The organism is Gemmobacter sp. 24YEA27, from assembly GCF_030052995.1.
Classification (GTDB): Bacteria; Pseudomonadota; Alphaproteobacteria; order Rhodobacterales; family Rhodobacteraceae; genus Pseudogemmobacter.
The window spans coordinates 297,736-322,476 of record NZ_JASJPW010000002.1 but is presented as its reverse complement, the minus strand read 5'-3'; the positions used below and the strand labels follow the sequence as shown (position 1 = coordinate 322,476).

The window sequence follows — 24,741 nt, the reverse complement described above, 5'->3', positions numbered from 1 at the left end:
GATGATCGCAGCCATTCTCAAGCGGCTCCTGCGCATGGTCGTGGTGATGTTCGGGATTTCCGTCATCACCTTCCTGATCTTTTTCGCAACCCCCGCCTCGGACCCTGCCGCCCGTATCGCGGGCCGCAATGCCGCGCAGGAAACCATCGAGGCGGTGCGCAAAGACTTCGGCCTCGACCGCCCGCTTTACGTTCAATACGGGCTGATGATGGAGAAGCTCTTCATCACCCGGGATCTGACCTCTTTCGCCAATCGGGGCCAGCAGATCGTGCCGACGGTGATGGCGGCGGCACCTGCAACGCTGTCACTGGTCTCGGGAGCAGCGGTGTTGTGGATGCTGGGCGGTATTGTCACCGGCATCACGGCGGCGGCCTTCCGGGGGCGCTGGCCGGACAAGATCCTGATGGGGATCTCGATGATGGCGGTTGCCATGCCGGTCTTCTGGGTCGGCGAGATGGTCAATCTGGTCACACAAAACCGGCTGCATGACACCTGGGCATTTTCCTGGGTGCCGGCGCTTGGCTATACGCCGTTCTCGCAGGACCCGGGCCTGTGGTTCCGGTCAATGGTCTTCCCCTGGCTCACGCTCGCCTTCCTTTATATCGGGCTTTACGGCCGGATGCTCAGAACCGGCATCATCGAGACCTATCAGGAGGATTTCATCCGCACCGCCCGCGCCAAGGGGCTCACCGGGCGCAAGGTGCTGCTGAAACACGCGACCCGTTCCGCGATCATCCCGATCGTCATCATGTTCGGCATGGATTTCGGCGTGCTGGTTGGCGGCGCGGCTGTTCTGACCGAGGTGGTCTTTGGCATCAACGGTGTCGGACGGCTGACCTATCAGGCGCTGAAAGTGCTTGATCTGCCGATGATCATGGCGACCGTGCTTTACGCCTCTTTCTTCGTGGTGGTGGCCAATGCGGTGGTCGACCTCCTTTGCCTGCTGATCGACCCGAGGATGCGCCGCGCATGACCGTGACCCCTGACACAACCGCGCCGATCCTGTCGATCCGCGACCTCTCGGTCTCATTCCTCGGCGCCCGCAAAAGCTGGAACCGGGTGATCGAGGGCCTTTCCTTCGATATCAGCCCCGGCGAGACCGTGGCGCTGGTCGGCGAATCCGGATCGGGCAAAAGCGTGACCTCGCTTTCGGTCATGGGCCTTCTGGACCCGGCCACCTCGCGCGTTGAGGGCGAGATCAGCCTGGCCGGTCATGACGTGCTGAAACTGGATGAGGCGGGGATGATCCGCCATATTCGCGGCCAGGCGGCGGCGATGATTTTCCAGGAGCCGATGACCTCGCTGCACCCGATCTACCGGGTGGGCGATCAGATCATCGAGGCACTGACCTCGCATCATCCGATGCCAAAAGCCGAGGCACGCAAACAGGCGATTGCGCTCCTTGAACGGGTCCGCATCCCCAATGCGGCGCGGCGGATGGATGACTATCCGCATGCCTTTTCCGGCGGCATGCGCCAGCGCGTGATGATCGCGATGGCGCTGGCCTCGCGCCCGAAACTCCTGATCGCGGATGAGCCGACCACGGCGCTGGATGTGACAGTTCAGGGCGAGATCCTTGACCTCCTGAAAGATCTCCAGGCCGAATATGGTATGGCGATGCTGTTCATCACCCATGATATGGGGGTGGTGGCCGAGATGGCAGACCGCACCGTCGTCATGCTGCGCGGCCGTTCGGTCGAACAGGGGCCGACGGCCGAGATCTTCGCCACCCCGCGCGAGCCTTATACTAAGGCACTGCTCGCCTCTGTCCCGGTGCTGGGCAGCATGACCGGAAAGCCCGCGCCCCTGCGCTTCCCGCTGGTCGATATGTCCAGCGGTATCGCAGGCGCGGCGCTGCCACTGCAAAGCAGCCCGGATATGCGCGCGCCGATCCTTGACGTTCAGAATCTCGTCACCCGGTTTGACATGCGCGGCGGGTTGTTCAACCGCCGCGTGGCGCAGATCCATGCGGTGGAAAACGTCTCCTTCCGCATCTTCCCGGGCGAGACGCTGTCGCTGGTCGGTGAATCCGGTTGCGGCAAATCGACAACCGGCAAATCGATCATCCGGCTGAACAACCGCTCTACCGGATCGGTCAGGATGGGCGGGGATGAGCTCTTCGCGCTCCGCCCCGAGGCGATGCGGCTCAAGCGGCGCGAGATCCAGATGATCCCGCAGGATCCGCTGGCAAGCATGAACCCCCGCATGACGGTGGGCGATGCGCTGGTCGAACCCTTCACCGAACATCGGATGGGCAGCGCCACTGACGCCCGGGCAAAGGCCGCAACGCTGATGGAACAGGTCGGCCTGACCCGCGCCATGCTGGAACGCTACCCGCATGAGTTTTCGGGCGGCCAGCGTCAGCGCGTCTGTATCGCCCGCGCGCTGATGCTCGACCCGAAACTGATCATCGCGGATGAATCCGTCTCTGCACTGGATGTCTCGGTTAAGGCCCAGGTGGTGAACCTGCTTCTCGACATTCAGGACCGGCTCGGCATCGCCTTCCTGTTCATCAGCCATGACATCGCCGTGGTCGAACGGGTCAGCCACCGGATCGCGGTGATGTATATGGGCGAGATCGTCGAAATCGGCCCGCGCGCCGAAATCATGGAGCGCCCACGCCACGCCTATACCCGCCAGCTGATCGGCGCGGTCACGGTCCCCGATCCAGGGCGCCGCCATCTGCGCCGCAACCAGCAGGTCAAAGAGCTGAAAACCCCGATCCGCCCCCTTGACTTCAAACCGCCAGCCCGGCGCTACGAAGAAGTCTCACCGGGCCACCTGGTCATGCTGGAAAACTGACAGAGGGCTTCGCCCCCTCCCGTTCCGTCCTTTCCTCTTGACCCAAATACTCTGCGGGGAGGTCCGGAGGGGTGCAAAACCCCTCCGGATGTCTGCCAGACGCTCAGCCAGCCGTAAACCGTGCGGCCGCGCCGGAAGAAATCCATTCCTCCAGCAATTGCACCCCGAACCCGGCCCCGCCCGCCCGCGCATGCAGACGGTCCTCGTCGATCAGCTCTTTGCCGGCGATGTCGAGATGGACATAGGGCACCCCTTCCGCGAAATGCTTCAGGAAGGCAGCCGCGACCGGGGCATCGCCATCCTCCAGATCACGGCCATGCTGGCGCAGATCTGCAATCGGTGAGACGAGGCTCTCATCATAGGCCGGGTCGAGAGGCAGCCGCCAGAACCGCTCGCCCACCGTCTCGCCGGCGGCCAGCAGCGGATCGGCCAATCCGTCATGGGTGGCAAAAAGCCCGGCAAAGACATGGCCAAGGCCGCGCATCACCGAATAGGTCAGGGTCGCGAGATCAACGATGGCCGTCGGGCTGAACCGGGTCGCGGTGTAATGCAGCACATCGGCCAGCACCATCCGGCCTTCGCAATCGGTGTCAAACACCTCGACCGTGCGGCCCGACATGGTGGTGACCACATCGCCCGGTTTGTAGGACGAGCCCGAGAGCATGTTTTCCGCCACGCCCAGCACGCCGACCACATGCACCGCCGCCTTCTGCCGCGCCAGCGCCAGCATGGTGCCGATCACAGCCGCCGCCCCGCCCATATCCCCTTTCATAGAGAACATCTGCGGCCCGGTCTTGATGCAAAGTCCGCCCGCATCAAAACACATGCCCTTGCCCACCAGCGCGAGCGGCTGACCTTCCGCGCCCGCCCATGTCAGCACGATCACCCGCGGCGGGCGGGCCGAGCCATTGCCGACCGCCAGCACCGCCCCCATGCCAAGCCGCTCCAGATCGGCCTGTTCCAGCACTTCGACCCCGATCCCGGCCTCGCACAGCGGGCCAAGGAAATCGGCGAAATTGTCCGGGTTCAGATGGCTCGCCGGATAATTCACCAGGCTGCGGGCCAGGCAGACGCCTTCGGCCTGGGCCGTGCTGCGGGTCAGCGCAGGGCTGTCCTCCGCCTCGACGGACAGCGCCAGATCAAAGGGCTTTTCCGTCTTCGCCATCAGTTCAAAGCGGTAATTGCGAAGCCGCATCCCCAGCAGGATCTGCGCCAGAACCCCGGCATCATCCAGGGCAGCGGGTGCTGTTTCAAACAGCATCAGCGCGGCCGTCTCTGCCTCGGTCTCGAGATGTTTCGCAAGCGCCGAGCCCGCGCGGCTGGCAACCAGGCTCGTAAGCTGATCCGCCGGCCCGAGATCCAGCACCACCACCCGGCGCGCTTTCAGCCCCTGCGGCGCCAGCAGGTCAATGCAGTCCCCGGCCTTGCCGGTAAAGCGCGGCGCCAGCGCCGCGCGGCTGATCGCCCCTCCGGTCGCGGCATCCAGCGCGGCCGCTTTCGGGCCCAGAGCGCCCTTGCCATTGCGCAAAAGCACAATCACCCCGTCCTGTTGCGACGGTTCACTGCTGCCGGGCTGAGCCAGCGTGAGACTGAGAGACATAGGCCGATCCTGTCATTTGATCATATCGGCGCGATACTAGTCCCCGGGCGCGGCAATGCAATGGGTCACACTCTCTGCCACAAGCCCCCGTCAGAGAATATTCCTTTTGAATTGCATAATGTTAGAAGAATTGACAGATTTGTTATATTCGACGAGCATCACAACAGTAAGGCCACCTAAACGCCCCGTCAGGGCAAGGCCCGGACTATCGATATTACACCGGCCATGCCGTACCGGCATCTTCAGGAGCTGTTTTGACCAGTCATTCTTCACAGCCGGCTTCTGCCGCTGACTTTCCATACTCATCCGGGATCTCGTGGGGCCGCTTTGGCGTGTTCCGGCTGCCGCCCGGCGCCGATCTCATCGCCGCCCTCCATGCCTTTCAGCGCCACAGCGGGGCTGCCGCCATTTCGGTCGTCACCTGCGTCGGCAGCCTGACCCGGGTGCTGATCCGCCATGCGAACACGCCCGCTGGCACGCTTTACGAAGGGCATTTCGAGATCACCTCGCTGACCGGAACCATCGACCCCGATGGCGAGCATCTGCATCTGACCATAACCGATGGTGAGGGCCGCGCTTTTGGCGGCCATCTGCTGGCAGAATCGGCGGTCTATACCACCGCCGAGATCACCGTCCTTTTGCTTGATGACCTGGTTTTCACCCGCGAACCCTGCGCCCTGTCCGGTTATGACGAACTCGTCATTCACCCCGCGACCGACGGGACCCATGCGCACCGCCCCAACCCCGAGGAGCCATCCCAATGACATCCGGACTTTTCTCTACCCGCAACCTGGTGCTCGCCGCCATCGGTATTGCGCTGAACATCGCGCTTGGCCAGACGGCCTCATTTCTGAAACTGCCGATCTTCCTCGACTCGATCGGGACCGTGCTGGCGGCAGTGCTGGCCGGGCCGGTGATCGGCGGGCTGACCGGGCTCCTGACCAATCTGCTCTGGGGGCTGATCCAGGGGCCGACGGTCGCCTTCTTTGCTCCGGTCGCGCTGGTGATCGGGGTGGTCGCCGGCCTCCTGGCGCGCGCGGGTTTTTTCCGTGAAATCTGGCAGGCGGCGCTGTCCGGCGTGGTCATCACCATCGCGCTTGCTTTTGTCGCCGTGCCGATCCGGATCTACCTCTTCGGCGGTGTCACCGGCTCGGGCGCGGATTTCCTGACCGCCTATCTGCTCAAGCTCGGTCAGGATCTTTTCCCGTCGGTGCTGACCACCGTGCTGGGCTGGAACATCGCCGACAAGGTGCTGACCGCGGTGCTGGTCTGGGGGATCGTGCGTGGCCTGCCCGGGCGCGCGACTTCGGACTGGCCCTTCCTCGCCCATAGCCGGGCCTGAGCGGCTTTTGTCATGTACAGGCCCGGCCCTGATAATTCCTGGCGGCGCTCCAGCCCTCTGACGCGGCTCGCGGTGCTGGCGGTGGTGGCGGCGATGCTGCCCCTCTGGCCGGCGCCGGTGCTGCTGGGGGCGCTGTGTCTTGCGCTGGCAGGGGCGGCAGGGCTTGGCTTTGGTCGCGCCCTGGGGCTGCGGCTGCTGGTGCTGATGTTGCCGGTCGGGCTCGCGCTTGGCCTTGTGCATGGCTTCCTGATCGAGCGGGGGCCGCCCGGCATATGCGGCCCCTTTGCCTGCTATCCCGAAGGGCTGCGCTATGCGCTGCTGGTCTTTTCGCGGCTGGCGCTTTTGCTGTCCGTCAGCCTGATTTTCGTGATGACCACGCGCCCTTCAGATCTGGCGCGGGCGCTGGACGGGGCAGGGGTCAGACCCTCGGTCTCTTATCTGCTGACGGCGCCCTTATCGCTGGTGGAAAGCGTCGGCCAGGAAGCGCGGCAGATCCGCGACAGTCTGCAGATGCGCGGCCTTTCGGCGCGCGGCCCCCTGCGCGAGCGGTTCCGGATGCTGGTTGGCATGGTCAATCCGCTGGTGCGCGGGCTGATCACCGAAGCCCCTGTCCGCGCCGAGGCGCTGGAGTTGCGCGGCTTTCGCGCCAGCCCGAAGCGCGGGCTCATCGACCCGGTGGAAGACACGGCGCGCGAGATCTGGCTGCGCCGGGGCCTTTTGGCGCTTGCGCTGCTGCAACTGGGGCTTTTGCTGCTATGGCGCTGAACGTAAGTGATCTTTCCTTTTCCTGGCCGGGCAAACCCCCTTTGTTCAGCGGGCTGTCTTTCACCCTGGCGCCGGGAGAACGGCTCTCGATCCTGGCCGGAAATGGCATGGGCAAGACCACGCTGGCGCGCGGCCTTGCGGGGTTCCTGACAACAGAGGGCGGGCTCGACTGGCAGGGCGAGGCGCTGCGGTCCATGTCGCGTGCGGATCATGCGCGCCTTGTACAGGTCGTGGGGCAGCGGCCGCATTTGCAGCTCAGCGGGCGCGGCTACAGCCTGCGTGAAGAGGTGGCATTCGGGCCGGAAAATCTTGGCCTGCCGGTGGCCGAGATCCGCGCGCGCACGGCAGAAGCCCTGCATTTCCTGAACCTGACCCATCTCGCAGAGCGCGATTGCCGTCGGCTCTCGGGCGGTGAGACACAGCGCGCGGCGCTGGCCGGCGCGCTTGCGATGCGGCCGCGCCTGCTGATCCTGGACGAGCCGATGACCGATCTCGATGCCGAAAGCCGCGATGCCCTGGCCGGGCATCTGCGCAGCCTGCCCTGGGAGATGGCGGTGATCTTCCTTGATATTGGCTGGCAGTCCTGGATGGCGGGGCTGGTGGATCACCATTTGCTGCTGGATCAGGGTGAGATGCGCGGCCCGCTGACGACAGAGGCGCTGTTCGCGACGCCGCTGCCCGAGCGTATTTTTCTGGCAGGACAACCGGCATGACGCGCGAAGATACGGTGATCGCAGAGGATCTGAGCTTCGGCTATCCCGGCCAGGCCCGGCTTTTTGAGCGGCTTTCGCTGCGATTTGCCCCTGGGGCGGTGGTGGCGGTACTTGGCCCCAACGGCCGTGGCAAAAGCAGCCTCTTGCGGCTTTTCGCGGGGCTGGAAAAGCCGCTTTCGGGCAGGATCTCGGTCGCGGGTGTCGATCCGGCAGGCCCGGAAGCCCGCGATCTGGCCCGGGTTGCGGGCATGGTCGCACAATCCTCAGACCGCCATTTCCTGCGCACGAAAGTTCAGGACGAGGTGGCGCTGACTGCCCGCAATCTCGACCTGCCGGACCCCGCCGCGCTGGCCGCTCAGGCGCTGGAACGGCTCGGGATTGCGGGCCTCGCGGCGCAGCACCCGCTTGATCTTGACGCTGGCGAGAAACGCCTGGTCGCGCTGGCTTCGGCCATCGCGCATGGGCCGCGCCTTTTGCTGCTTGATGAGATCCAGCGCGGGCTGGACCGGATCAACCGGCAAAAGGTAATCCGGCTGATCCGCGCGGAGGCGGCGCAGGGCACCACCATCCTTGCGGTGACCCATGACCGCGATTTCGCGGAGGCCATCGCCGGGGCCGAACTGGTCTTCGGCGACGATGGCATCCGCCTCACATAAGGCCCGGGTTGCGGCAGGGCGCGGTCAGATCCAGCGCGGCGTCGCGGGCCGAAGTGCTGACATCCATCAGCCCCAGCACGGTGTGGAAGAAATTGTCATGGCTGACCGGCTGTGCCGCCTCCTGCGCAAGGCAGGTGGTGTCGAGCCCCATCGCGCCTGAGAAGCGCGGATCCAGCCAGAGGACGAAGGGCACTTTTGTCTGTTCGGCAGGCGCCATGAACGAGGGGGCGGCATGCAGGTAGAGGCCGTTTTCTCCCAGTGATTCACCATGGTCCGACATAAACACCATGGCCGGGATCACATTCTGAGCTGCGGCAAGCATGTCGATGGTGCTGGCCAGAACGTGATCGGTCTCGAGGATCGAATTGTCATAGGCGTTGACGATCTCCTCTGCGGTGCAATCCGAGAATTGCGCGCTTTCGCAGGCAGGGGCAAAACCCGCGCGCTCCGGCCCGTAGCGCAGGTAATAGGCGGGGCCATGGCTGCCGATCATATGCAGAACCAGCACCGTATCGCGGTCGATCTTTGCCAGCCGGTCGCGGATTACCGGCAAAAGTGCCTCATCCGTGCATTCGACCGCGCAGGCTTCCGGCGCAAGGCTGGCATCGACCCGCGCCCAGCCGGTACGGCTGGCCACATTCTGATCGCCGGTATTATTATCGACCCAGAGCGGGGTGATCCCGGCATGGCCGAGGATATCCATCAGATTCTCGCGGCCAAGCGCGCCCTCGCGGCTGTAGCTGGCCTTGCCGAGGCCCGAGAACATGCAGGGCACCGACACGGCGGTCGAGGTGCCGCAGGAAGAGGCATCGGTAAAGGCGATCACATCGCGCTTCGCGAGCTCCGGTGTGGTGTTGCGCGCATAGCCGTTCAGGCCGAAATTCTGCGCCCGCGCGGTCTCTCCGACAAAGACGACCAGCAAGACGGGCTTGTCTGCGCGGGCCAGCGCTTCGCCAGGTTTCGCATCCCGGCCATAAGGCGCGGCGGTGGGGTCGGCGGTCTTCCACTGCTCGCGCGCATAGCGAATGCCTGCGGTCAGGCTGGCGCCAGGCTGATAGGACCCCATCAGGTCATGGCGCTCGCGCAGCATGGCCGAGTAATCCTTGTAATGGCTGAACAAGGCGCCGGTCATCAGTGCAAAACTCAGCGCCACGCCCAGAGGCCAGCGCCAGAGCTGATGCATCAGCCCGACACGGCTGACACGCGGCCAGAAGACCAGCGCTGCCGGCAGCACGCCGGTTAGAAAGATTTCGGCGGCCATCCGCAGCGTGATCAGATGGCGCGATTCCGTGACCGTGGTCTCAAAGATATTGCGCACCATCTCGCGGTCGATCAGCACGCCGAAATTGCGCTCATAATAGCTGGCGGTGGCGGCGAGGAGGATCAGCACCGCCGCCACCGGCTTTTGCAGGCGCCCGGGGCCGAGCAATTCAAGGCTCAGCAGCGTCAGCGCCCAGACCCCGAAGCCGAACATCACCACCCGGCCGGGCGCTGCGGGAAATTCCGCCATCAGCCGCGTCCAGAACCCGTGATTGAGCGCCAGCATCACAAAGGAGGCCACTGCAAGGTTCAGCACGAGATGCGGGACAACAGGGCGCGGAAGACGCCGGAGGGATTCGAAAAGCGACATATGCCTGTCTTTCTGGCGCCGGCTGGGGCCGGGCCCTGGTAAACATTGGCCACATGCGGGCCATTTATCCCTGGCTTGTCGCCGCCGAACCTTGCGCCAGGCTTGCAGCCTCCCCCGCGAAATCGTTTTTCTGCGCAGGCGTCTAATGGGCCCGCAATTCTCTCGCCTCAGCCGCATCCGCAGGCTATGCAGCCAATATGCGCCTGCTTCTTGTCGAGGATTCCCCTGATCTCGCCGGTTCCGTGCTGCGTCATCTGACGGCTGCGGGCCATGCGGTTGATCATGCCGCTGATGCCGCGGGCGCGCTGGCCGCGCTGGCGGTCGGGGACTATGCCTGTGTGATCCTGGATCTGGGCCTGCCCGATGGTTCCGGCCTGTCGGTCCTGCGCGAGCGTCGCAGGGCGGGCGACCGGACGCCAGTGATCATCGCGACCGCGCTCGACCAGATCAGCGACCGGATCGCGGGGCTTGATGCCGGTGCCGATGATTATGTCGTCAAACCCTTTGATCTGGCCGAGCTGTCGGCGCGCATCCGCGCCCATGCGCGGCGCGGCCAGTTCCTGCCGGAGGCCCGGCTGCAGATCGGCGGGATCGAGGTCGACCGCGCGGCGGCACGGCTCTGGCGCGGGGCTGAGGAGATCCGCCTGACCTCGCGCGAATGGGCGCTGTTTGACGCGCTTCTGGGTGCGCGGGGGCGGGTGCTGGGAAAACCCGCGCTGGAAGAGGCGCTTTATAATTTCGACGCGACCATCGAAGGGAACGCGGTCGAGGTCTATATTTCGCGGCTCAGGCAAAAGATCGGTGCCGGGATGATCGAGACAAGGCGCGGCCTCGGATATGTGCTGACATGAGCGGCGCGGGCCGCAAGTCCTGGTCGATCCGTCGCCGTCTGACCCGGCGCGTGCTGTGGCTTGTGCTTTTGGCCTGGCTGGGCGCGATTGCGCTGGCGACGCTGTTTCTGGACCATGAAATCAACGAGATGCTGGATGAAGAGCTCCAGGCCATGGCGGAAACCACGGTGCTTTACATCGAGGCGAGCCCCGGTCAGGTGATCCCCGCAATATCGGCATCGATCCCGGAAATGGCGAGCGGGTGCTGCGGATCCTGCGGGCGGGGGATCCGGTGCCGACCGAGCCCTGGCCCGCACTTGCCAGCGATGGTTTCCATAATGCGAATGGCTGGCGGGTTCTGCGGGTGAGTGCGGAAAACGCCGTGATCGAGGTCGCCCATAATGAGGCCTGGCGGCGCGAGGAAATGTTCGAGGCGGCCTCGGCCTTTCTGGTGCTGATCCTGCCGATGGTCCTCTTGCTGATCTGGGGCCTGCGTCAGAGCCTGGCAAAGGGGTTTGCGCCGCTGGAAGATCTGACCGCAGGGATTGCAGGCCGCCCGCCCGCCGATCTTTCGCCGGTGCCCGAGGCCGGGCTGCCCGATGAACTCCATCCGCTGGCCCATGGGCTGAACCAGTATATCGCGCGGGTCAGTGCGCTGCGTGATGCCGAACGCGCCTTTATCGCCAATGCTTCGCATGAATTGCGCACACCGGTCGCCGCGATCCGCGCCCGGCTTGATCTGTCGCAGGATGCCGATGCCCGCGCGACGCTGCCGATGCTTGATGCACTGACGCGGCGGGTGGAGCGGCTCTTGCAGCTCTCGCGATCCGAGGCGGGTCTCGGGCTCGGGCGCGGACCGGCGGATCTGATCCGGATCACCCGGCTTTTGCTGCGCGAAACCGGGGCGGGGCAGATCCGGTTCGATGACGGCGATCTTGAGGCGGTTCAGGTTGCCGCCGACCCCGATGCACTTGCGATCCTGTTGCGCAATCTGATCGAGAATGCGGTGGAGCATGGCAGCGGCCAGGTCTTGCTGCGGATCCGCGAAGCGCCCGGCGCCGGAGCTGAGGTGCTGATCGAGAATCCGACCAGTGGCACGGAATTCCATGATCAGGCTTTCGCCAAACGACCGGGATCGACCGGTACCGGGCTCGGTCTGACCATCAGCGCCGAACTGGCCTCGGCCATGGGGGCGAAAATCACCCGCCGGATCGCGGATGGCATGGCGCGGGTCGAAATCTCGCTGCCCGGCGCCAGCGCCCCTTCGGCGGGGCAGGGGGATCAGAGCCCCAGCTGATCCAGGGCATAGGCCCCGGCCTGGCGCAGCCCCTGAAACACGTTGGTCACCGCGCTTTCCCCGGCCCCGGACAGAAGGCTGACATAGCGGCTATGGGCCGGGTCATCGCTGGGCAGATCGGTGATATCAATGATGCGGATCCCCAGCCGACGCGCCAGTTCGCGGATCGCGGGATCCTTGACATCGACGGTTCCGAGCCGCTCGCGCCGTGCCGCCAGGCGGGCGGAAAAGGCCAGCGCCTTGTCATCGGATGAGACCAGCACCGTCAGCGGATGCTTCAGCTGCCCGATCACGGCCATCTGTTCGCGAAACATATCCAGATCGATATCGGGCGCGGCCAGGATCACCTCCAGCCGGTCCAGCACATCGCTGCGGCCTTCAAGCTGCAGCTGCCGCAAGGCCTCCATCACCAGGCGCCCGCCCATGGAATGGCCAAGCACCATCACGGGCTCGGTGGTTTTGCGCCCCCGGCTCAGATCCGAAAGGAGGCCCGCCAGCGCCGAACGCGAGTAATCCGCCCCGTCACGATCAGCGATATAGCCCGCGACATGGGCCTGGGACGGCCAGGAGAACAGGACCGGATTGCCGGGGACATGCGCATCCGCCGAGAGCTGCGCGAGGCGATAAAGCGCTTCCTGGAATGACGTATTGAAGCCATGGACATAGACGCCGGTCTGCTCATGGCCCAGATCCTGCAGAAAGGCGCGTGGGGCCAGGCTGACCTGGCCGAGCGTGACGAAATCAGTCGCGGGATCGGGGCGCCCTTTCGGCCATTCAATCGCGCCGGGCTTATGGCCGGGTGGCACCGAGATGTCGAAATAGCCATAGTCCGGTGAGGGCGCGCGGCCTGATCCGAAACTCCAGGCATTGACCGGGTCGCGGGCGCGGGTGGTGACAATCCAGACGCGCCGGGTCGTGGCGTCGGGAAGGGTTCCCTCAGCCACTGGCAAAAGTACATCTGGCCCGGGGCGCGGGGTACAGGCCAGCACCGCCAGCACAAGCACAAGGATCAGGGCAGGGCGCAATGAGGGGCACTCCGCTGGTCATCCGGGGAAGGTGCAGGCGGGAAATGCGGGCCTGCACCGGGGGTTATGAAACCATAACCCCGGTGACAGCTGTATGAAAACCCGGATCCCGCCTCACTTCATCGGAGCGGCTGCGGCGATCGAGACCGCAACATAGGCCGCCGCCTGATCCCGCACGGCGCCCGCCAGTGCGGTGCGGGCGGTAAGCGCGGTGCGTTCGGCATCCAGCACGGTGAAGAAATCGGTCTGTCCGGCCTGCCAGGCATCACGTGCCAGTGTCACCGTCTCTTGCGCGGTCGAGACCAGCTTGCGCTGTGCCGCCACATTGGTGCCGCCGCGCCGCCAGGCGGAAAGGCCGTTCTCGACCTCTTCCACCGCGTCGAGCACTTCGGCCTGCCAGCGGATATGGGCCTGGACCGCCCGCGATTCTGCGGCTTTCAGATTGGCCCGGTTGGCGCCGCCGGTGAAGATCGGCAGGTTGATCGCAGGTCCGAAGGACCAGGAGGTCGGGTTGGCGCCGCCCCTGACATTCATCGGGCGGATCGAGCCTGACAGGCTGACCGAAGGCCAGAACTCTGCCTCGGCCACACCGATCCGCGCGACGGCGGCAGCAAGGCTGCGCTCGGCGATCTGCACATCGGGACGGGCGCGGATCACGTCGGCAGGCAAACCGACCGAGGGGTTCGAGCGCGCGGAGGGCTGCGCGCCGCCTTTTTGCAGCTGCGGGCGCAGAACGGCGGTGCGCGAGGCTGTCAGCGTCGCAAGCCGGTTCACCGCCTGATCGAAACCGGTCTCCAGCACCGGCAGGCTCGCTTCGGCCTGGGCCACGGCCTGTTCGGCCTGAAGCACGTCAAGGCGGCTGGCCTGGCCGACTTCCAGCATGTCCTGGGTCAGGCGCAGCGTCTCGCGCCGGCTGCTGATGCTTTGCCGGGTCAAAGCGATGCTTTGCTGGTAATAGCGCAGGTCGATATAGGTCGTGGCCACGGCGGCGGTGACGGCGCGGCGCGCGGCCTCTTCGGATAGCTTCGAAGCCTCGAGTTCGGCAATGGCCGCGGCCCGGGCCGAGCGGTTGCCGCCGAAAATGTCAAACATCCACGAGGTTGAAAGCGTCGCGGAAGTGCTTTCCGTGATCGCGCCGGAGCCCTGGCTGTCGCCCCGCGTCGCGCTGGCGCCGGCGCTGGCCTGTGGCAGGCTGGCTGCGCGGGCAGCGGCGACACCGGCGCCCGCCTCGTCAATGGCTGCGACCGCCTCATGGATCGAGAGGTTGCGCGCAAGGGCCGTCGTGATCAGCCCGTCCATGGTCCTGTCCTGGAAGCTGAGCCACCAGGCACCATTGGCGCTGCGGGCGGGAGCACTGGTTGCGAAAGCGGCGGCGGTGTCTGCGGTCGGTGCGGTATATTCTGTCGTGACACAGGCCGAAAGCGCCAGCGTCAGCGGCAGGATCGCGAGGTAACGCCCGAGGCGGGGCCGGAATGGGGTGCTGCTCATGGATGCGGTCTTTTTGTTATGGGGCCGGAATGGGAAGACAAAGAAAGCGACGGGGGCATGCTCTGCCATGCCCCCGCCAGGGTTATTCCGCCGGATGGACAGATCCTTGGGTATCATTGGCGGAACCCGTCTTTTTGAGACGTTTATGCGTCCCGAAGAGTTTCATCACGAAGACGAAGAAGATTGGCGCGAAGAGCACACCAAGGACCGTGGCCGCGATCATACCGCCGACCACATTGATCCCGATGGCGTTCTGGCTGGCCGCCGAGGGGCCGGTCGCCACCGCCATAGGCACCACGCCCATGGTGAAGGCAAGGGACGTCATCAGGATCGGGCGGAAGCGCAGACGGCAGGCCTCGATGGTGGCCGCCATCAGCTCCTGACCTTCGGCGATCAGGTCTTTCGCGACCTCGACGATCAGAATGGCATTCTTGGCCGAGAGCCCGACAATCGTGATCAGGCCCACGGTGAAGAAGACGTCATTCGACAGCCCCGCCCACATCACCGCCGCGACCGAGCCAATAGCGCCCATCGGGACAATCAGCATGACCGAGAGCGGGATCGACCAGCTGCCGTAAAGACCGGCAAGGCAGAGGAAGACGAAGAGGATCGACAGACCGATCAGCATGGGCGCCTGGCTGCCGCTTTCGATCTCCTGCTTCGACTGGCCGGTCCATTCATAGGCGAAACCGGTGGGAAGCTCGCCCGCCAGACGCTCCATCTCGGCGATGGCCTCGCCGAGGAATAGCCCGGTGCCGCCTCGCCATTGATCCTCAGCGCGGGGTAGCCGTTATAGCCGACGATCTGCGTCGGGCCGTAGCCCCATTCGGCGGTGGCAAAGGATGACAGCGGCACCATGCCACCCTGCACATTGCGGACGTTGATCTTCATCACGTCCTCGATGTTCATCCGGCTCGACGCCTCGGCCTGGACCATGACACGCTGCATTTTGCCGTCATTCGGGAAGTCGTTCACATAGCCCGAGCCAAGCGCGACCGAGATGGTGCGGTTGATCTCGCCAAAGGTGACGCCGAAAGCATTGGCCTTTTCGCGGTCGACACGCAGGCTCAGCTGCGGGCCGGCGGGAAGGCCTTCGACATACATCTGGCCGAGGATCGGGCTGTCGGCCGCGCCGGCAAGGATCTGGTTCGCCGCATCCTGCAGTGCCGCATTGCCCATATTGGCGCGGTCCTGCAGCCGGAAGGCAAAGCCGGAACTGGTCCCCAGCCCCTGGATCGGCGGCGGCGACAGCGCGAAGGCGATGGAATCGCGGATCGAGAACAGCATTCCCGAAAGCTGGCCCGCAAGGCCCGGCGCCGAGAGTTCCGGCGTCTTGCGTTGGGCCCAGTCATCCAGCGTCACGAAGGCAAGCCCCGAATTCGGCCCCTGGCCAAAGAAGGAATAGCCCTGGATCACCACGATGGAATCGACGCCGTCCATGCCAAGAGCAAAGCCTTCGGCCTGTTTGGTGACTTCGCGCAGCCGGTAGGTGGTGGCGCCGGGCGGAGCCTGGAGGTTGGCGATCAGGAAGCCCTGATCCTCATCTGGCAGGAAGGCCGAGGGGATTTTGACATAGAACCAGCCAAGGCCAGCCACCAGGGCGACATAGATGATCATCATCCGCCCCGCACGCCGCGTCAGCCCGCCAACTGCGCCGGTATAGCCCTTGGTGGCGCGGTCGAAATTGCGGTTGAACCAGCCAAAGAGGCCGCGTTTCGCATGGCCATGCCCTTTCGCGACCGGCTTGAGGAAGGTCGCACAAAGCGCCGGCGTCAGCGAAAGCGCAAGGAAGGCCGAAAAGGCAATCGAGACCACCATAGTCAGCGAGAATTGCTGGTAGATGATGCCGACCGAGCCGGGGAAGAAGGCCAGCGGAATGAACACCGCCATCAGCGCCAGCGTGATCCCGACAATCGCGCCGGAAATCTGCCCCATTGCCTTTTTCGAGGCTTCTTTCGGTGGCAGCCCTTCTTCGGACATGATCCGCTCGACGTTTTCGACGACCACGATGGCGTCATCGACCAGAATACCGATGGCAAGGATCATCGCGAACATGGTCAGCACGTTGATCGAGAACCCCGCCGCCAGCATCACCGCCAGCGTCCCCGCCAGCGCGATCGGCACCACGAGGGTCGGGATCACGGTATAGCGGAAATTCTGCAGGAAGACGAACATCACGACAAAGACCAGGCCCACGGCTTCCAGCAGCGTCATCACCACTTTGTGGATCGAGGCCGAGACGAAGGGCGTGGTGTCATAGGGGATCTCATAGCCGATCCCTTCGGGGAACATCGGCGCCAGCCGTTCCATCACGGAACGCACGCCGGAGGCGGTGTCCAGCGCATTGCCGGTCGGCGACAGCTGGATGCCGATGGCCGCGGTTTCCTGCCCGTTGAGGAAGGTCTTGAACGCATACATCTCGGCATCGATTTCGATGCGCGCGACGTCTTTCAACAGCACCAGGCCGCCACCCTCGGCCGAGCGCAGCACGATATTGCCGAATTGCTCGGGGTTGGAAAGCTGGCCGGTCACCAGCAGCGTCGCCTGGATCTGGGTGCCCTCGGGCGCGGGTTCGGCGCCGATGGAACCTGCCGCGACCTGGGCGTTCTGTTCGGCAATGGCTGTGGTGATGTCGGTCACGGAAAGATCCAGACCCACCAGTTTCGCCGGATCGACCCAGACGCGAAGCGCGCGTTCGGTCGCAAAGACCTGGGCACGGCCCACGCCGGGAACACGGCGCAACTCATTGACGACATTGCGCGAAATATAGTCTCCAAGTGCCACGGCATCGAGACCCGATTCCGGTGTCGCGGTCAGCGCCACCAGCATCAGAAAGCCCGCGCCTGCCTCTTCGACCAGAACGCCCTGTTGCTGCACCTGCTGCGGCAGGGAGGATTCGACCCGGCGCAGACGGTTCTGGGTGTCGACCACGGCCTGGGCCACTTCGGTCCCGGCTTCGAAGGTGACGTCGATGGTCACCGCCCCGGTCGATTCCGAGGTGCTCTGGAAGTAGAGCATGCCGGGGATGCCGTTCAGCTCTTCTTCGATGGGCTGGGTGACCTGCCGATACAGATCTTCGGGCGAAGCGCCCGCGAAACGGGTCGAGATCGAGACCTGCGGCGGCGCAACATCAGGATACTGCGAGACCGGCAGCATCGGCAGCGACAGCGCCCCCGCCAGTGTTATGAAGATCGCGATGACCCAGGCAAGGACCGGGTTGTCGATAAAAAACTTTGCCATGGATCAGGTCTCAGTTCGTGCCGGCTTCTGCCGGAGCAGCGAGCGCTTTTGCGCAGACATCGGGGGGGGTATCACCGGTCGAGGGGTCTGCCCAGCAGACCGGAGAAACCGGCGCGCCGGGGCCCATTTTCTGGAACCCGTCAACGATCAGCATATCGCCGGCAGTCAGGCCGTCATGCACGGTCACGCGGTTGCCGACCGACCGGCCAAGGCCGACCGTGCGCAGCTCGGCCGCGCCTTTCGTCACTACATAGACCATGGCTTTGCCCGAAGCATCGCGCTGCACCGCCTGGCCCGGAATGGCGAAGGCCGCTGCTTCGGTGGCCTGTTCGACCGAGACCCGCACATACATGCCCGGCAGCAGGATGCCATCCGGATTGGGGAATTCAGCGCGCAGCGTCACCTGGCCCGAAGACCGTTCGACCGAGGCTTCGGCGAACAAAAGCTTGCCGGGATGGGCATATTGCGAGCCGTCATCCAGCAAAAGAACCACCCGGGCGGCGCCTGGCTCGACCTGGGTCAGTTCGCCCGAATCCAGCGCCTGGCGCAGACGCAGGAGTTCCGAGACCGGCTGCTGCATATCGGCATAGACCGGGTCAAGTTGCTGGATCGTGGTCAGCACCTCGCCCTGCGCCGAAACCAGCGCGCCTTCGGTCACCTGGGCGCGGCCGATACGGCCCGAAATCGGCGCCTTGACCTCGGTATAGCTCAGGTTGATCTCGGCGGCGCGCAGCTGTGCTTTGGCTTCGGCCAGCGCGGCGGCGGCCTGGAGGCGCGTTGCGGTCGCCGTCTCGAATTCGGCCTGGCTCGTGATATTGCGTTCATTGAGCGAGGCATAGCGCCGCTCGGTCGCCTCGGCCTCGGCCAGCACGGCCTCGGCACGGGCGACAGAGGCCTTAGCCGCTTCGACCGCGATTTCATAGCTGGCGCTGTCAAGGCGGAACAGCACATCGCCCGCCGTCACAAGGCTGCCCTGTTCGAACACCCGGGTCTCGATGATGCCGCCCACTCGCGGGCGCACATCGGCGACCTGCGTGGCCGAGACGCGACCCGGAAGCTCGGAGGTTACGGAGATGCTTTCTGGCTGAACCATCACGACACCCACCGAGGCAGGCGGCATCCCGCCCTCCTGCGCCAGGAGGGACGTGGTCGACAACAGAGACATGCCGGCAACAACGGCCAGGGCACGGAAAATCGAAACGGGCATAGGATGTCCTGAAAAGCAAGGAGGAGGAGTCAGGTTTGTTCTGGGCATATGTCCAACTTGAACACGTGTCCAGCTTGTTTTTGTGTCATGACCTGCTAAAATGAATGAAATGCTGAAATCGGAGGCAATGATTTGGCCTATATGTCGCGCGAGGAACGGCGTGAGCAGATCATGAATGCTGTGGTCGAACTGGTTGCGCAGGAAGGGCTTGCGGCGGCGACGGTGCGCCGCATCGCCTGCCAGCTGCAATGTTCGCCCGGCCAGATCCACCACCATTTCGATTCGGCCGAAGCCCTGCGCGCCGAGGCCGTGCGCGAGGTCTGGAGCCGGCTGGAGCCGCAACTCGTCGCGGCCTTGCGCAAGTTATCGCCACGCGAAAGGCTGATCACGGTGCTTTCGGGCTGCAAGACGCAGATCCTGGGCGAGGATGATCCGCTGCTTCGGGTCGCCGAACGGCTCTGGAACGAGGCCTGGGAAACGCGTCGCGATTCCGCCGTTCGGGCCGCGATTGTCGAAGGCGTCTGCAAAATGCGCAACGAAGTCTGCGCCAGCCTGGCAGAAGGGGTGGCGGCAGAGGATTTCCCCGAAGATCTCGACGTGAACCGGATGTCGCTTTTGCTGATCGCCGCCTCTCAGGGCTTTGACTTCCTGGAAGAGGTCGGGATCGAGCAAGAGCTTGGCACCGATAAGCGCGGCTATATGATTGAGGTTATGCGCCGCGAGGGTCTTTGATCAGACGGTCTCTGGTCACGCCGTCTGGGGCACCGCAAGGCCGGAGCGGGCGGCTGTGGCGATGCGTTTGCCGGTGCTGGTCTCGAACAGATGCAGCTTTGCCGAAGCTACCGAAAGCCGCATCTCGCTGTCGATCTGCATGGCTGGATCAAGCGTCAGCACCAGCGGCTGGCGGTCAATATGGCCATGCACCAGACGCTGCGCGCCCAGCTCTTCGATGAAATCTGTGCGGAAGGGCAGGCCAGTGGCCGATGGCACCAGATCTTCGGCGCGGATCCCCAACGTCACGGCACCTTTCGCGCCCGGCAGCTGCCCCAGCTCGATCACCGAAGTGCCAAGGCGCAGCCGTGCGCCGTCGAGCTCCGCGTCGAGCAGGTTCATCGCCGGCGCACCGATGAAAGAGGCGACAAAGGTCGAGGCCGGGCGCAGATAGATGTCCAGCGGCGCACCGACCTGTTCGATCCTGCCCTCGTTCAGCACCACCAGCCGGTCGGCAAGCGTCATGGCTTCCAGCTGGTCATGCGTCACGTAAAGCGAGGTGGTGCCAAGCCGCTTTTGCAGCCGCCGGATCTCGCCGCGCATCGTCACCCGCAGTTTCGCATCGAGGTTCGACAGCGGCTCGTCAAAGAGGAAGGCCGAGGGCTGGCGCACCACCGCGCGGCCCATCGCGACGCGCTGGCGCTGTCCGCCCGAAAGCGCGCGGGGCTTGCGGTCGAGATAGGGGCCGAGCTCCAGCATACGCGCGGCCTCAGCGACACGGGCCTCGATCTCGGGCCCCGGCGTGCGGCGGTTCTTCAGCCCGTAAGCCATATTCTCGCGCACCGTCATATGCGGGTAGAGCGCGTAATTCTGGAACACCATCGCGATATCGCGGTCGGCGGGATCGATGCGGTTCACCATGCGATCCCCGATCTTCACCTCGCCGCCCGAGATATCTTCCAGCCCCGCCACCATGCGCAGCAAGGTGGATTTGCCGCAGCCCGACGGGCCGACCAGCACGATAAGCTCGCCATCCCGGATCGCAAGACTGATGCCCGATACCGATGGCGCTTTCGCCCCCGGATAGGTTTTCGAGACGTCGGTGATTGTGATCGAGGCCATTATTTATCGCTTTCCGTCAGGCCCCTGATGAACCAGCGCTGGAACACCACCACCACGATCACGGGCGGCAGCAGGGCCAGAACGGCAAGGGCGAAGGCTTCGTTGTAATCGGGGATCTGGGAGCCGATCCAGACCTGGAGGATCTGCTTGATGCCGCGCATCAGGGTGAAGAACCGTTCCTCGGTCGTCATCAGCATCGGCCAGAGATACTGGTTCCAGCCATAGACGAACATGATGATGAAGATCGCCGCCATCATGGTTTTCGACAGGGGGATCAGAATATCGATCAGGAATTTCCACGGGCCTGCGCCATCGATCCGCGCAGCCTCCAAAAGCTCATCCGGGACGGATTTGAAGAACTGGCGGAAGTAGAACGTGCCGGTGGCCGAGGCCAGCAGCGGCACGATCAGCCCGGTATAGCTGTTCAGAAGCCCCAGCGAGGACATGACCTGGTAGGACGGCATGATCCGGACCTCCAGCGGCAGGAGAAGCGTCGTGAAGATGATCCAGAAGAGGAAAGTCGCAAACCGAAAGCGGAAATAGACCAGGGCGTAAGCGGCGGCCATCGAGAGCACGATCTTGCCCACCGCGAACCCGATCCCGAGGATCAGCGAATTCATCAGCATCGTCAGGCCAGTCACCTGGCCGGTAAAGCCGCCCTGCCGGGTCAGCACGGTCTGATAGGTCTTGATCCCGTTATCGCCCGGGGTGAGGTAGAGGCCGTTCATATGGATATCGACCGCCGAATGGGTCGATGTCATCAGCGCAACCAGCACCGGCACGCACATGAAAAGTGTGCCGAGGATGAGGATGATGTGGTCGAAGGGTTTGATCCGGTTCATCACATCACCCGTAATGCACGCGGCGTTCCAGCCAGCGGAACTGGATCAGTGTCAGCACCAGCACGACCCCCATGAGGATCACCGATTGCGCCGCTGATCCGCCGATATCATTGCCGCGAAAGCCGTCATTATAGACCTTGTAGACCAGCGTCATCGGGTTGTTCGCCGGCTTGTCCTTCACCATCACATCGATCACCGCGAAAGTGTCGAACAGCGCATAGGTGATGTTGATGATCAGGAGGAAAAACGCCGTCGGCGCCAGCAATGGCAGGATCGCGGTGCGGAACCGGGTAAAGCCGTTGCGGCAATCGATCACCGAGGCTTCGCGCACGCTGGCCGGGATGCTTTGCAGGCCCGAGAGGAAGAAGATGAAGTTGTAGGGCACCTGTTTCCACACGGAAACCAGGATCATCGCGAAGGCGGTATCCCAGTAATTGATGCCCACCCTCATGTCATAGCCGAACCAGGCCGCAAGGCGCACGAAAGGCCCGATATGCTGATCAAACAGCATCATCCCCATCAGCCCGGCCACCGGCGGCGCGATCGCATATACCGCGATCAGCGCGGTGCGGTAGCTGGTGCGACCCCGGATCACCTTGTCGGCCTTGACCGCGAAGAGAAGCCCGAGGCCCAGCGAGAATACCGTCACCAATACGGTGAAGAGCGCGGTAAAACCGGCGATCCGCTGATATTCGCGCGCGCCGAGCGCGTCCTTGTAATTGTCGATACCGACAAAGGTTGAGCCGAACCCGAACGGGTCCTCGATATAGAAAGACGAGGTGATCGCCTGGACCGAAGGCCAGTAGAAAAACACGAAAATCACCGCGAGCTGCGGCGCGAGGAACAGCCAGGGCAAAAGCGGCTGGTCGAATTGCACGCGCTTTGCGGGTTCGGGCGCGGGGCCGGGGCGGCTCAGCCAGCGCCGGATCAGACCGGGGGGCGCGGGATGGGGGGCGTCACTCATCTTGGGCTTTCACAGGGGAAAGAAGCGGGCGGAAAGAAACGGCGAAAGCCGGGCCCGCAAAACTGCAGGCCCGGCCGGTCATGCGGGGTGATCAGCCCGAGGTTTTCGCGAAACGGGCGAGAAGCTCATTGCCTTCGGTCTCGATGGCTTTGAACGCGTCTTCGACGGTTGTGTCACCCGAAAAGATCTTGTTGAATTCGCGCTCTTCGATCACGCGGATCTGCGGATAAAAGCCGAGGCGGTACCCTTTGGACCATTCGCCCTGCGGCTCAAGAAGTTGCAGGATGCCGACTTCCGCAACCGGGTTCGCCTCATACCAGCCATCAGCTTTCGATTTCTCATAGGCTGCTTTGGTGATCGGCACATAGCCGGTGGCCTGATGGTAGAAGGCCTGCACATCGGTCGTGGTCAGGAAGTTGAAGAAATCCGCCGAGCATTTGTTCTGGTCATCGGGTTTGCCGGACATGGCAAACAGCGCTGCACCGCCGATGAAGGTCGATTTGTTGCCGTCAGTGATGGTTTCATCATAGGGCATGAACGTGGCAGAGAAGGGCATGGTCGCGGTTTTCGACAACCCGCCGAACGACCCGAAGACCCGATCCACATTGCAACCTTGCCTTCTTCGAACGGCTTCTGGTTGTCGGCCCAGCCGGCGCCATAGAAGCCGAAGAGACCGTCTTTGTGCCAGGCGGCGAGGCGGGTCCAGAAGGCGATCATCTCGGGCGCGGTGGCGCGCAGCTCGGTGCCGTCGAACCCGTCATAGCCATTCTGGTTCGTGGCCATCTGGACGTTGTTGCGCGAGTAGAAATTCTCGAAAAGCTGCCAGGTCAGCTGGCTGGCGGTCAGCGGGATATAGCCCGCCTCTTTCAGCTTCGGCGCGACCGCTTCGAATTCGGCCCAGGTCTTCGGGGCCTCGACACCGGCTTTCGCGAAAGCCTCGGTGTTCAGATACAGGATCGGCGCCGAAGAATTGAACGGCATTCCGATGAACTTGCCCGTCGCATCGGCATAGAAATAGCGGATCCCGTCGACAAAGGCGTCGCGATCAAAGCTGTGGCCATTCTGGATCAGCAGGTCTTCGGCAGGGATAGTGGCGCCTTTGGCGTTGATGATGGTGGCGGCACCGGCGTCAAACACCTGGAGGATATTCGGCTGCTCGCCCGAACGGAAAGCCGCGATCCCGGACGCCAGGGCTTCTTCATAGGTGCCTTTCGAAACAGGCGTGATGGCGCAGGCGGATTGCGCCTCGTTGAATTTCCCGGCGACCTGATTGATCACCTGTTCATTGGCGCCACCCATGCCGTGCCACCAGGTGATCTGGACCGGATTGGCGAAAGCTGCGGTGCTGGTTGCCAGCAGCGCCAGCGCGGGAAGGAGTTTTTTCATGACCGGATGCCTCATCGGGAAGATGGGCGGAACCTGACCGGGCATTGTAACAGGGGTGCAGCAGCGGGGCAGCAGTTTCGCGACAATCCGCCCGGCGGTCCTGGCGGGCAAGCGGGCTTGTCTTCGCCTGCGCGGCAAGTGACAAAGCGGTCAGAGGTGCTGCCGGAGCGCCGGATCCGGATGCTTTCGCCATGCAAATCCCCACCGAACCGAACCGCTTTGCCCTGCCGGGGCTGCTTTTGGGGGGCGTGCTGATCGGCTGCTCGCCGATCTGGGTGCGGCTGTCCGAGACCGGCTCGGTCTCGACCGCCTTCTGGCGACTGGCGCTGGCGCTGATCCCGCTCGCGCTTATGGCGGGCGGGGGCCGGTCAGGCGGTGCAGGGCGGCCGAAAACCCTGCGTGACCGGGTCGAGATCAGCCTGCCCGGCGTGATCCTTGGCGCCGAACTGGTGGCCTGGCATATCTCGCTGCATCTGACGTCGGTCGCGAATTCGACGCTCCTGGTGAATATGGCGCCGGTTTTCGTGGCGCTTTTCGCCTGGATCGTGCTGAAAAAACCGCCGGGGCGGCTGTTTGCCCTGGCGCTGGCAGTCACGATTGTCGGGGTTGTCGTGCTCAAGGGCGGGCCGGAGGCTTTGCGCGGTGGCGATCTCAGGGGCGATGGTATCGCGATTTTCGCCGCCATGCTGTACGCCGCCTATATCCTGATGCTTGGCCGGGCGCGGCAGCGCTTCGCCACCGGCGTGATCATGCTCTGGAGCACCGCAGCCGCCGCGATCGCCGTCTTCCCCTTCGCGCTGATCACCGACCCGAGCCTGATCCCCCTGACGCTTGCGGGCTGGGGCGTGCTGGTCGGCCTGTCCTGGATCAGCCAGGCCGGCGGCCAGAGCCTGATCGCCTGGGCACTGGCCTTTCTTCCGGCGACCTTTTCCTCGCTGACGCTTTTGCTCCAGCCGGTCATTGCCGCGCTGCTGGCCTGGGCGGTGCTGGATGAGGCCCTGACCCTGAGCCAGGCCCTTGGCGGGGTGATCGTGCTTTGTGGCATATGGATCGCACGTGCCGCCCAGATGCGACAGGCCTGAGGTATTTAAGTTCTGCTTAAGCTATGCGGGCAAGACCCG

20 protein-coding genes and 2 pseudogenes are annotated in these 24,741 nt (G+C 64.1%); 12 read left to right on the top strand and 10 right to left on the bottom strand.

Features of this window, described 5'->3' with window-relative positions; all coding sequences use genetic code 11:
• Nucleotide 1 precedes the first annotated feature (1 nt).
• The gene (locus tag QNO18_RS19115; protein WP_283179127.1) at nucleotides 2-973 is read left to right on the top strand and encodes an ABC transporter permease; all 972 of its coding nucleotides are present in this window, start codon (nucleotides 2-4) and stop codon (nucleotides 971-973) included.
• Nucleotides 970-2,802, top strand: a complete 1,833-nt coding sequence (locus tag QNO18_RS19110; RefSeq protein WP_283179126.1) for an ABC transporter ATP-binding protein — start codon at nucleotides 970-972, stop codon at nucleotides 2,800-2,802. The genes QNO18_RS19115 and QNO18_RS19110 overlap by 4 nt, the downstream gene beginning before the upstream one ends.
• A 103-nt stretch (nucleotides 2,803-2,905) precedes the next feature.
• On the opposite strand, the gene QNO18_RS19105 is transcribed toward QNO18_RS19110, so the two are convergent.
• Complete coding sequence (locus QNO18_RS19105; RefSeq protein WP_283179125.1) at nucleotides 2,906-4,402, bottom strand: leucyl aminopeptidase; 1,497 nt, start codon at nucleotides 4,400-4,402, stop codon at nucleotides 2,906-2,908.
• Between the two features lie 254 nt (nucleotides 4,403-4,656).
• On the opposite strand from QNO18_RS19105, the gene QNO18_RS19100 reads away from it, so the two are divergent.
• From QNO18_RS19100 to QNO18_RS19080, 5 genes are read left to right on the top strand one after another with little or no spacing between them, the layout of a single operon-like run.
• The gene (locus QNO18_RS19100; protein ID WP_283179124.1) at nucleotides 4,657-5,166 is read left to right on the top strand and encodes a PPC domain-containing DNA-binding protein; all 510 of its coding nucleotides are present in this window, start codon (nucleotides 4,657-4,659) and stop codon (nucleotides 5,164-5,166) included.
• On the top strand, nucleotides 5,163-5,744 hold the full coding sequence (locus tag QNO18_RS19095) for an ECF transporter S component (protein WP_092902233.1): 582 nt from the start codon (nucleotides 5,163-5,165) through the stop codon (nucleotides 5,742-5,744). Before QNO18_RS19100 ends, QNO18_RS19095 begins: the two co-directional genes overlap by 4 nt.
• A gap of 12 nt (nucleotides 5,745-5,756) precedes the next feature.
• The gene (locus QNO18_RS19090) at nucleotides 5,757-6,509 is read left to right on the top strand and encodes an energy-coupling factor transporter transmembrane component T (protein WP_283179123.1); all 753 of its coding nucleotides are present in this window, start codon (nucleotides 5,757-5,759) and stop codon (nucleotides 6,507-6,509) included.
• Entirely contained in the window at nucleotides 6,500-7,222 is a 723-nt protein-coding gene (locus tag QNO18_RS19085; RefSeq protein WP_283179122.1) for an ABC transporter ATP-binding protein, read from the top strand. The genes QNO18_RS19090 and QNO18_RS19085 overlap by 10 nt, the downstream gene beginning before the upstream one ends.
• Nucleotides 7,219-7,878, top strand: a complete 660-nt coding sequence (locus QNO18_RS19080) for an ABC transporter ATP-binding protein (protein ID WP_283179121.1) — start codon at nucleotides 7,219-7,221, stop codon at nucleotides 7,876-7,878. Before QNO18_RS19085 ends, QNO18_RS19080 begins: the two co-directional genes overlap by 4 nt.
• Here QNO18_RS19080 and QNO18_RS19075 read toward each other — a convergent pair.
• Entirely contained in the window at nucleotides 7,871-9,508 is a 1,638-nt protein-coding gene (locus QNO18_RS19075) for a sulfatase-like hydrolase/transferase (protein ID WP_283179120.1), read from the bottom strand. The two genes, QNO18_RS19080 and QNO18_RS19075, sit on opposite strands and share 8 nt — an antisense overlap.
• 197 nt (nucleotides 9,509-9,705) lie before the next feature.
• Here QNO18_RS19075 and QNO18_RS19070 point away from each other — a divergent pair, with 197 nt between their 5' ends.
• The 3 genes from QNO18_RS19070 to QNO18_RS19060 are packed head-to-tail and all read left to right on the top strand — an operon-like array spanning nucleotide 9,706 to nucleotide 11,635.
• On the top strand, nucleotides 9,706-10,359 hold the full coding sequence (locus tag QNO18_RS19070) for a response regulator transcription factor (protein ID WP_283179119.1): 654 nt from the start codon (nucleotides 9,706-9,708) through the stop codon (nucleotides 10,357-10,359).
• The gene (locus QNO18_RS19065) at nucleotides 10,356-10,706 is read left to right on the top strand and encodes a hypothetical protein (protein ID WP_283179118.1); all 351 of its coding nucleotides are present in this window, start codon (nucleotides 10,356-10,358) and stop codon (nucleotides 10,704-10,706) included. The genes QNO18_RS19070 and QNO18_RS19065 overlap by 4 nt, the downstream gene beginning before the upstream one ends.
• The gene (locus QNO18_RS19060; protein ID WP_283179117.1) at nucleotides 10,631-11,635 is read left to right on the top strand and encodes a HAMP domain-containing sensor histidine kinase; all 1,005 of its coding nucleotides are present in this window, start codon (nucleotides 10,631-10,633) and stop codon (nucleotides 11,633-11,635) included. Before QNO18_RS19065 ends, QNO18_RS19060 begins: the two co-directional genes overlap by 76 nt.
• Here the strand turns inward: QNO18_RS19060 and QNO18_RS19055 are convergent.
• The 4 genes and pseudogenes from QNO18_RS19055 to QNO18_RS19040 all read right to left on the bottom strand — a co-directional run bounded on the left by QNO18_RS19055 (nucleotide 11,620) and on the right by QNO18_RS19040 (nucleotide 18,595).
• Nucleotides 11,620-12,660, bottom strand: a complete 1,041-nt coding sequence (locus QNO18_RS19055) for an alpha/beta fold hydrolase (protein ID WP_283179116.1) — start codon at nucleotides 12,658-12,660, stop codon at nucleotides 11,620-11,622. The two genes, QNO18_RS19060 and QNO18_RS19055, sit on opposite strands and share 16 nt — an antisense overlap.
• 114 nt (nucleotides 12,661-12,774) lie before the next feature.
• On the bottom strand, nucleotides 12,775-14,148 hold the full coding sequence (locus QNO18_RS19050; RefSeq protein ID WP_283179115.1) for an efflux transporter outer membrane subunit: 1,374 nt from the start codon (nucleotides 14,146-14,148) through the stop codon (nucleotides 12,775-12,777).
• An 82-nt stretch (nucleotides 14,149-14,230) separates the two neighbouring features.
• A pseudogene (locus QNO18_RS19045) lies at nucleotides 14,231-17,388 on the bottom strand (multidrug efflux RND transporter permease subunit).
• Between the two features lie 10 nt (nucleotides 17,389-17,398).
• A complete protein-coding gene (locus QNO18_RS19040) occupies nucleotides 17,399-18,595 on the bottom strand; it encodes an efflux RND transporter periplasmic adaptor subunit (RefSeq protein WP_283179114.1) in 1,197 nt (398 codons plus the stop codon).
• 141 nt (nucleotides 18,596-18,736) lie between these two features.
• Between QNO18_RS19040 and QNO18_RS19035 the strand changes: the two genes are divergently transcribed.
• The gene (locus QNO18_RS19035; protein ID WP_283179278.1) at nucleotides 18,737-19,327 is read left to right on the top strand and encodes a TetR family transcriptional regulator; all 591 of its coding nucleotides are present in this window, start codon (nucleotides 18,737-18,739) and stop codon (nucleotides 19,325-19,327) included.
• A 15-nt stretch (nucleotides 19,328-19,342) separates the two neighbouring features.
• Here QNO18_RS19035 and ugpC read toward each other — a convergent pair whose 3' ends face one another.
• From ugpC to QNO18_RS19015, 4 genes and pseudogenes are all read right to left on the bottom strand, one after another.
• Nucleotides 19,343-20,428, bottom strand: coding sequence for a sn-glycerol-3-phosphate ABC transporter ATP-binding protein UgpC (ugpC, locus tag QNO18_RS19030; RefSeq protein WP_283179113.1), 1,086 nt, complete (start codon nucleotides 20,426-20,428; stop codon nucleotides 19,343-19,345).
• A complete protein-coding gene (locus QNO18_RS19025) occupies nucleotides 20,428-21,270 on the bottom strand; it encodes an ABC transporter permease subunit (RefSeq protein ID WP_283179112.1) in 843 nt (280 codons plus the stop codon). The genes ugpC and QNO18_RS19025 overlap by 1 nt, the downstream gene beginning before the upstream one ends.
• Before the next feature lie 4 nt (nucleotides 21,271-21,274).
• Nucleotides 21,275-22,234 carry an ABC transporter permease subunit gene (locus QNO18_RS19020; protein ID WP_283179111.1) on the bottom strand — a complete coding sequence of 320 codons (960 nt, stop codon included), beginning with the start codon at nucleotides 22,232-22,234 and terminating at the stop codon, nucleotides 21,275-21,277.
• Between the two features lie 91 nt (nucleotides 22,235-22,325).
• A pseudogene (locus QNO18_RS19015) lies at nucleotides 22,326-23,620 on the bottom strand (extracellular solute-binding protein).
• A gap of 191 nt (nucleotides 23,621-23,811) precedes the next feature.
• Here QNO18_RS19015 and QNO18_RS19010 point away from each other — a divergent pair.
• Entirely contained in the window at nucleotides 23,812-24,702 is an 891-nt protein-coding gene (locus QNO18_RS19010) for a DMT family transporter (RefSeq protein WP_283179110.1), read from the top strand.
• Nucleotides 24,703-24,741 lie beyond the last annotated feature (39 nt).

Excerpts from the sequence above, each read along its gene's own strand:
- QNO18_RS19110 (WP_283179126.1), top strand. The coding sequence starts at position 970 with ATGACCGTGACCCCTGACACAACCGCGCCGATCCTGTCGATCCGCGAC.
- QNO18_RS19070 (WP_283179119.1), top strand. The coding sequence starts at position 9,706 with ATGCGCCTGCTTCTTGTCGAGGATTCCCCTGATCTCGCCGGTTCCGTG.
- QNO18_RS19040 (WP_283179114.1), bottom strand. The coding sequence starts at position 18,595 with ATGCCCGTTTCGATTTTCCGTGCCCTGGCCGTTGTTGCCGGCATGTCT.
- QNO18_RS19050 (WP_283179115.1), bottom strand. The coding sequence starts at position 14,148 with ATGAGCAGCACCCCATTCCGGCCCCGCCTCGGGCGTTACCTCGCGATC.
- QNO18_RS19035 (WP_283179278.1), top strand. The coding sequence starts at position 18,737 with ATGTCGCGCGAGGAACGGCGTGAGCAGATCATGAATGCTGTGGTCGAA.
- QNO18_RS19095 (WP_092902233.1), top strand. The coding sequence starts at position 5,163 with ATGACATCCGGACTTTTCTCTACCCGCAACCTGGTGCTCGCCGCCATC.
- QNO18_RS19025 (WP_283179112.1), bottom strand. The coding sequence starts at position 21,270 with ATGAACCGGATCAAACCCTTCGACCACATCATCCTCATCCTCGGCACA.
- QNO18_RS19010 (WP_283179110.1), top strand. The coding sequence starts at position 23,812 with ATGCAAATCCCCACCGAACCGAACCGCTTTGCCCTGCCGGGGCTGCTT.
- QNO18_RS19065 (WP_283179118.1), top strand. The coding sequence starts at position 10,356 with ATGAGCGGCGCGGGCCGCAAGTCCTGGTCGATCCGTCGCCGTCTGACC.
- QNO18_RS19075 (WP_283179120.1), bottom strand. The coding sequence starts at position 9,508 with ATGTCGCTTTTCGAATCCCTCCGGCGTCTTCCGCGCCCTGTTGTCCCG.
- QNO18_RS19090 (WP_283179123.1), top strand. The coding sequence starts at position 5,757 with ATGTACAGGCCCGGCCCTGATAATTCCTGGCGGCGCTCCAGCCCTCTG.
- QNO18_RS19105 (WP_283179125.1), bottom strand. The coding sequence starts at position 4,402 with ATGTCTCTCAGTCTCACGCTGGCTCAGCCCGGCAGCAGTGAACCGTCG.
- QNO18_RS19020 (WP_283179111.1), bottom strand. The coding sequence starts at position 22,234 with ATGAGTGACGCCCCCCATCCCGCGCCCCCCGGTCTGATCCGGCGCTGG.
- ugpC (WP_283179113.1), bottom strand. The coding sequence starts at position 20,428 with ATGGCCTCGATCACAATCACCGACGTCTCGAAAACCTATCCGGGGGCG.
- QNO18_RS19085 (WP_283179122.1), top strand. The coding sequence starts at position 6,500 with ATGGCGCTGAACGTAAGTGATCTTTCCTTTTCCTGGCCGGGCAAACCC.
- QNO18_RS19115 (WP_283179127.1), top strand. The coding sequence starts at position 2 with ATGATCGCAGCCATTCTCAAGCGGCTCCTGCGCATGGTCGTGGTGATG.
- QNO18_RS19080 (WP_283179121.1), top strand. The coding sequence starts at position 7,219 with ATGACGCGCGAAGATACGGTGATCGCAGAGGATCTGAGCTTCGGCTAT.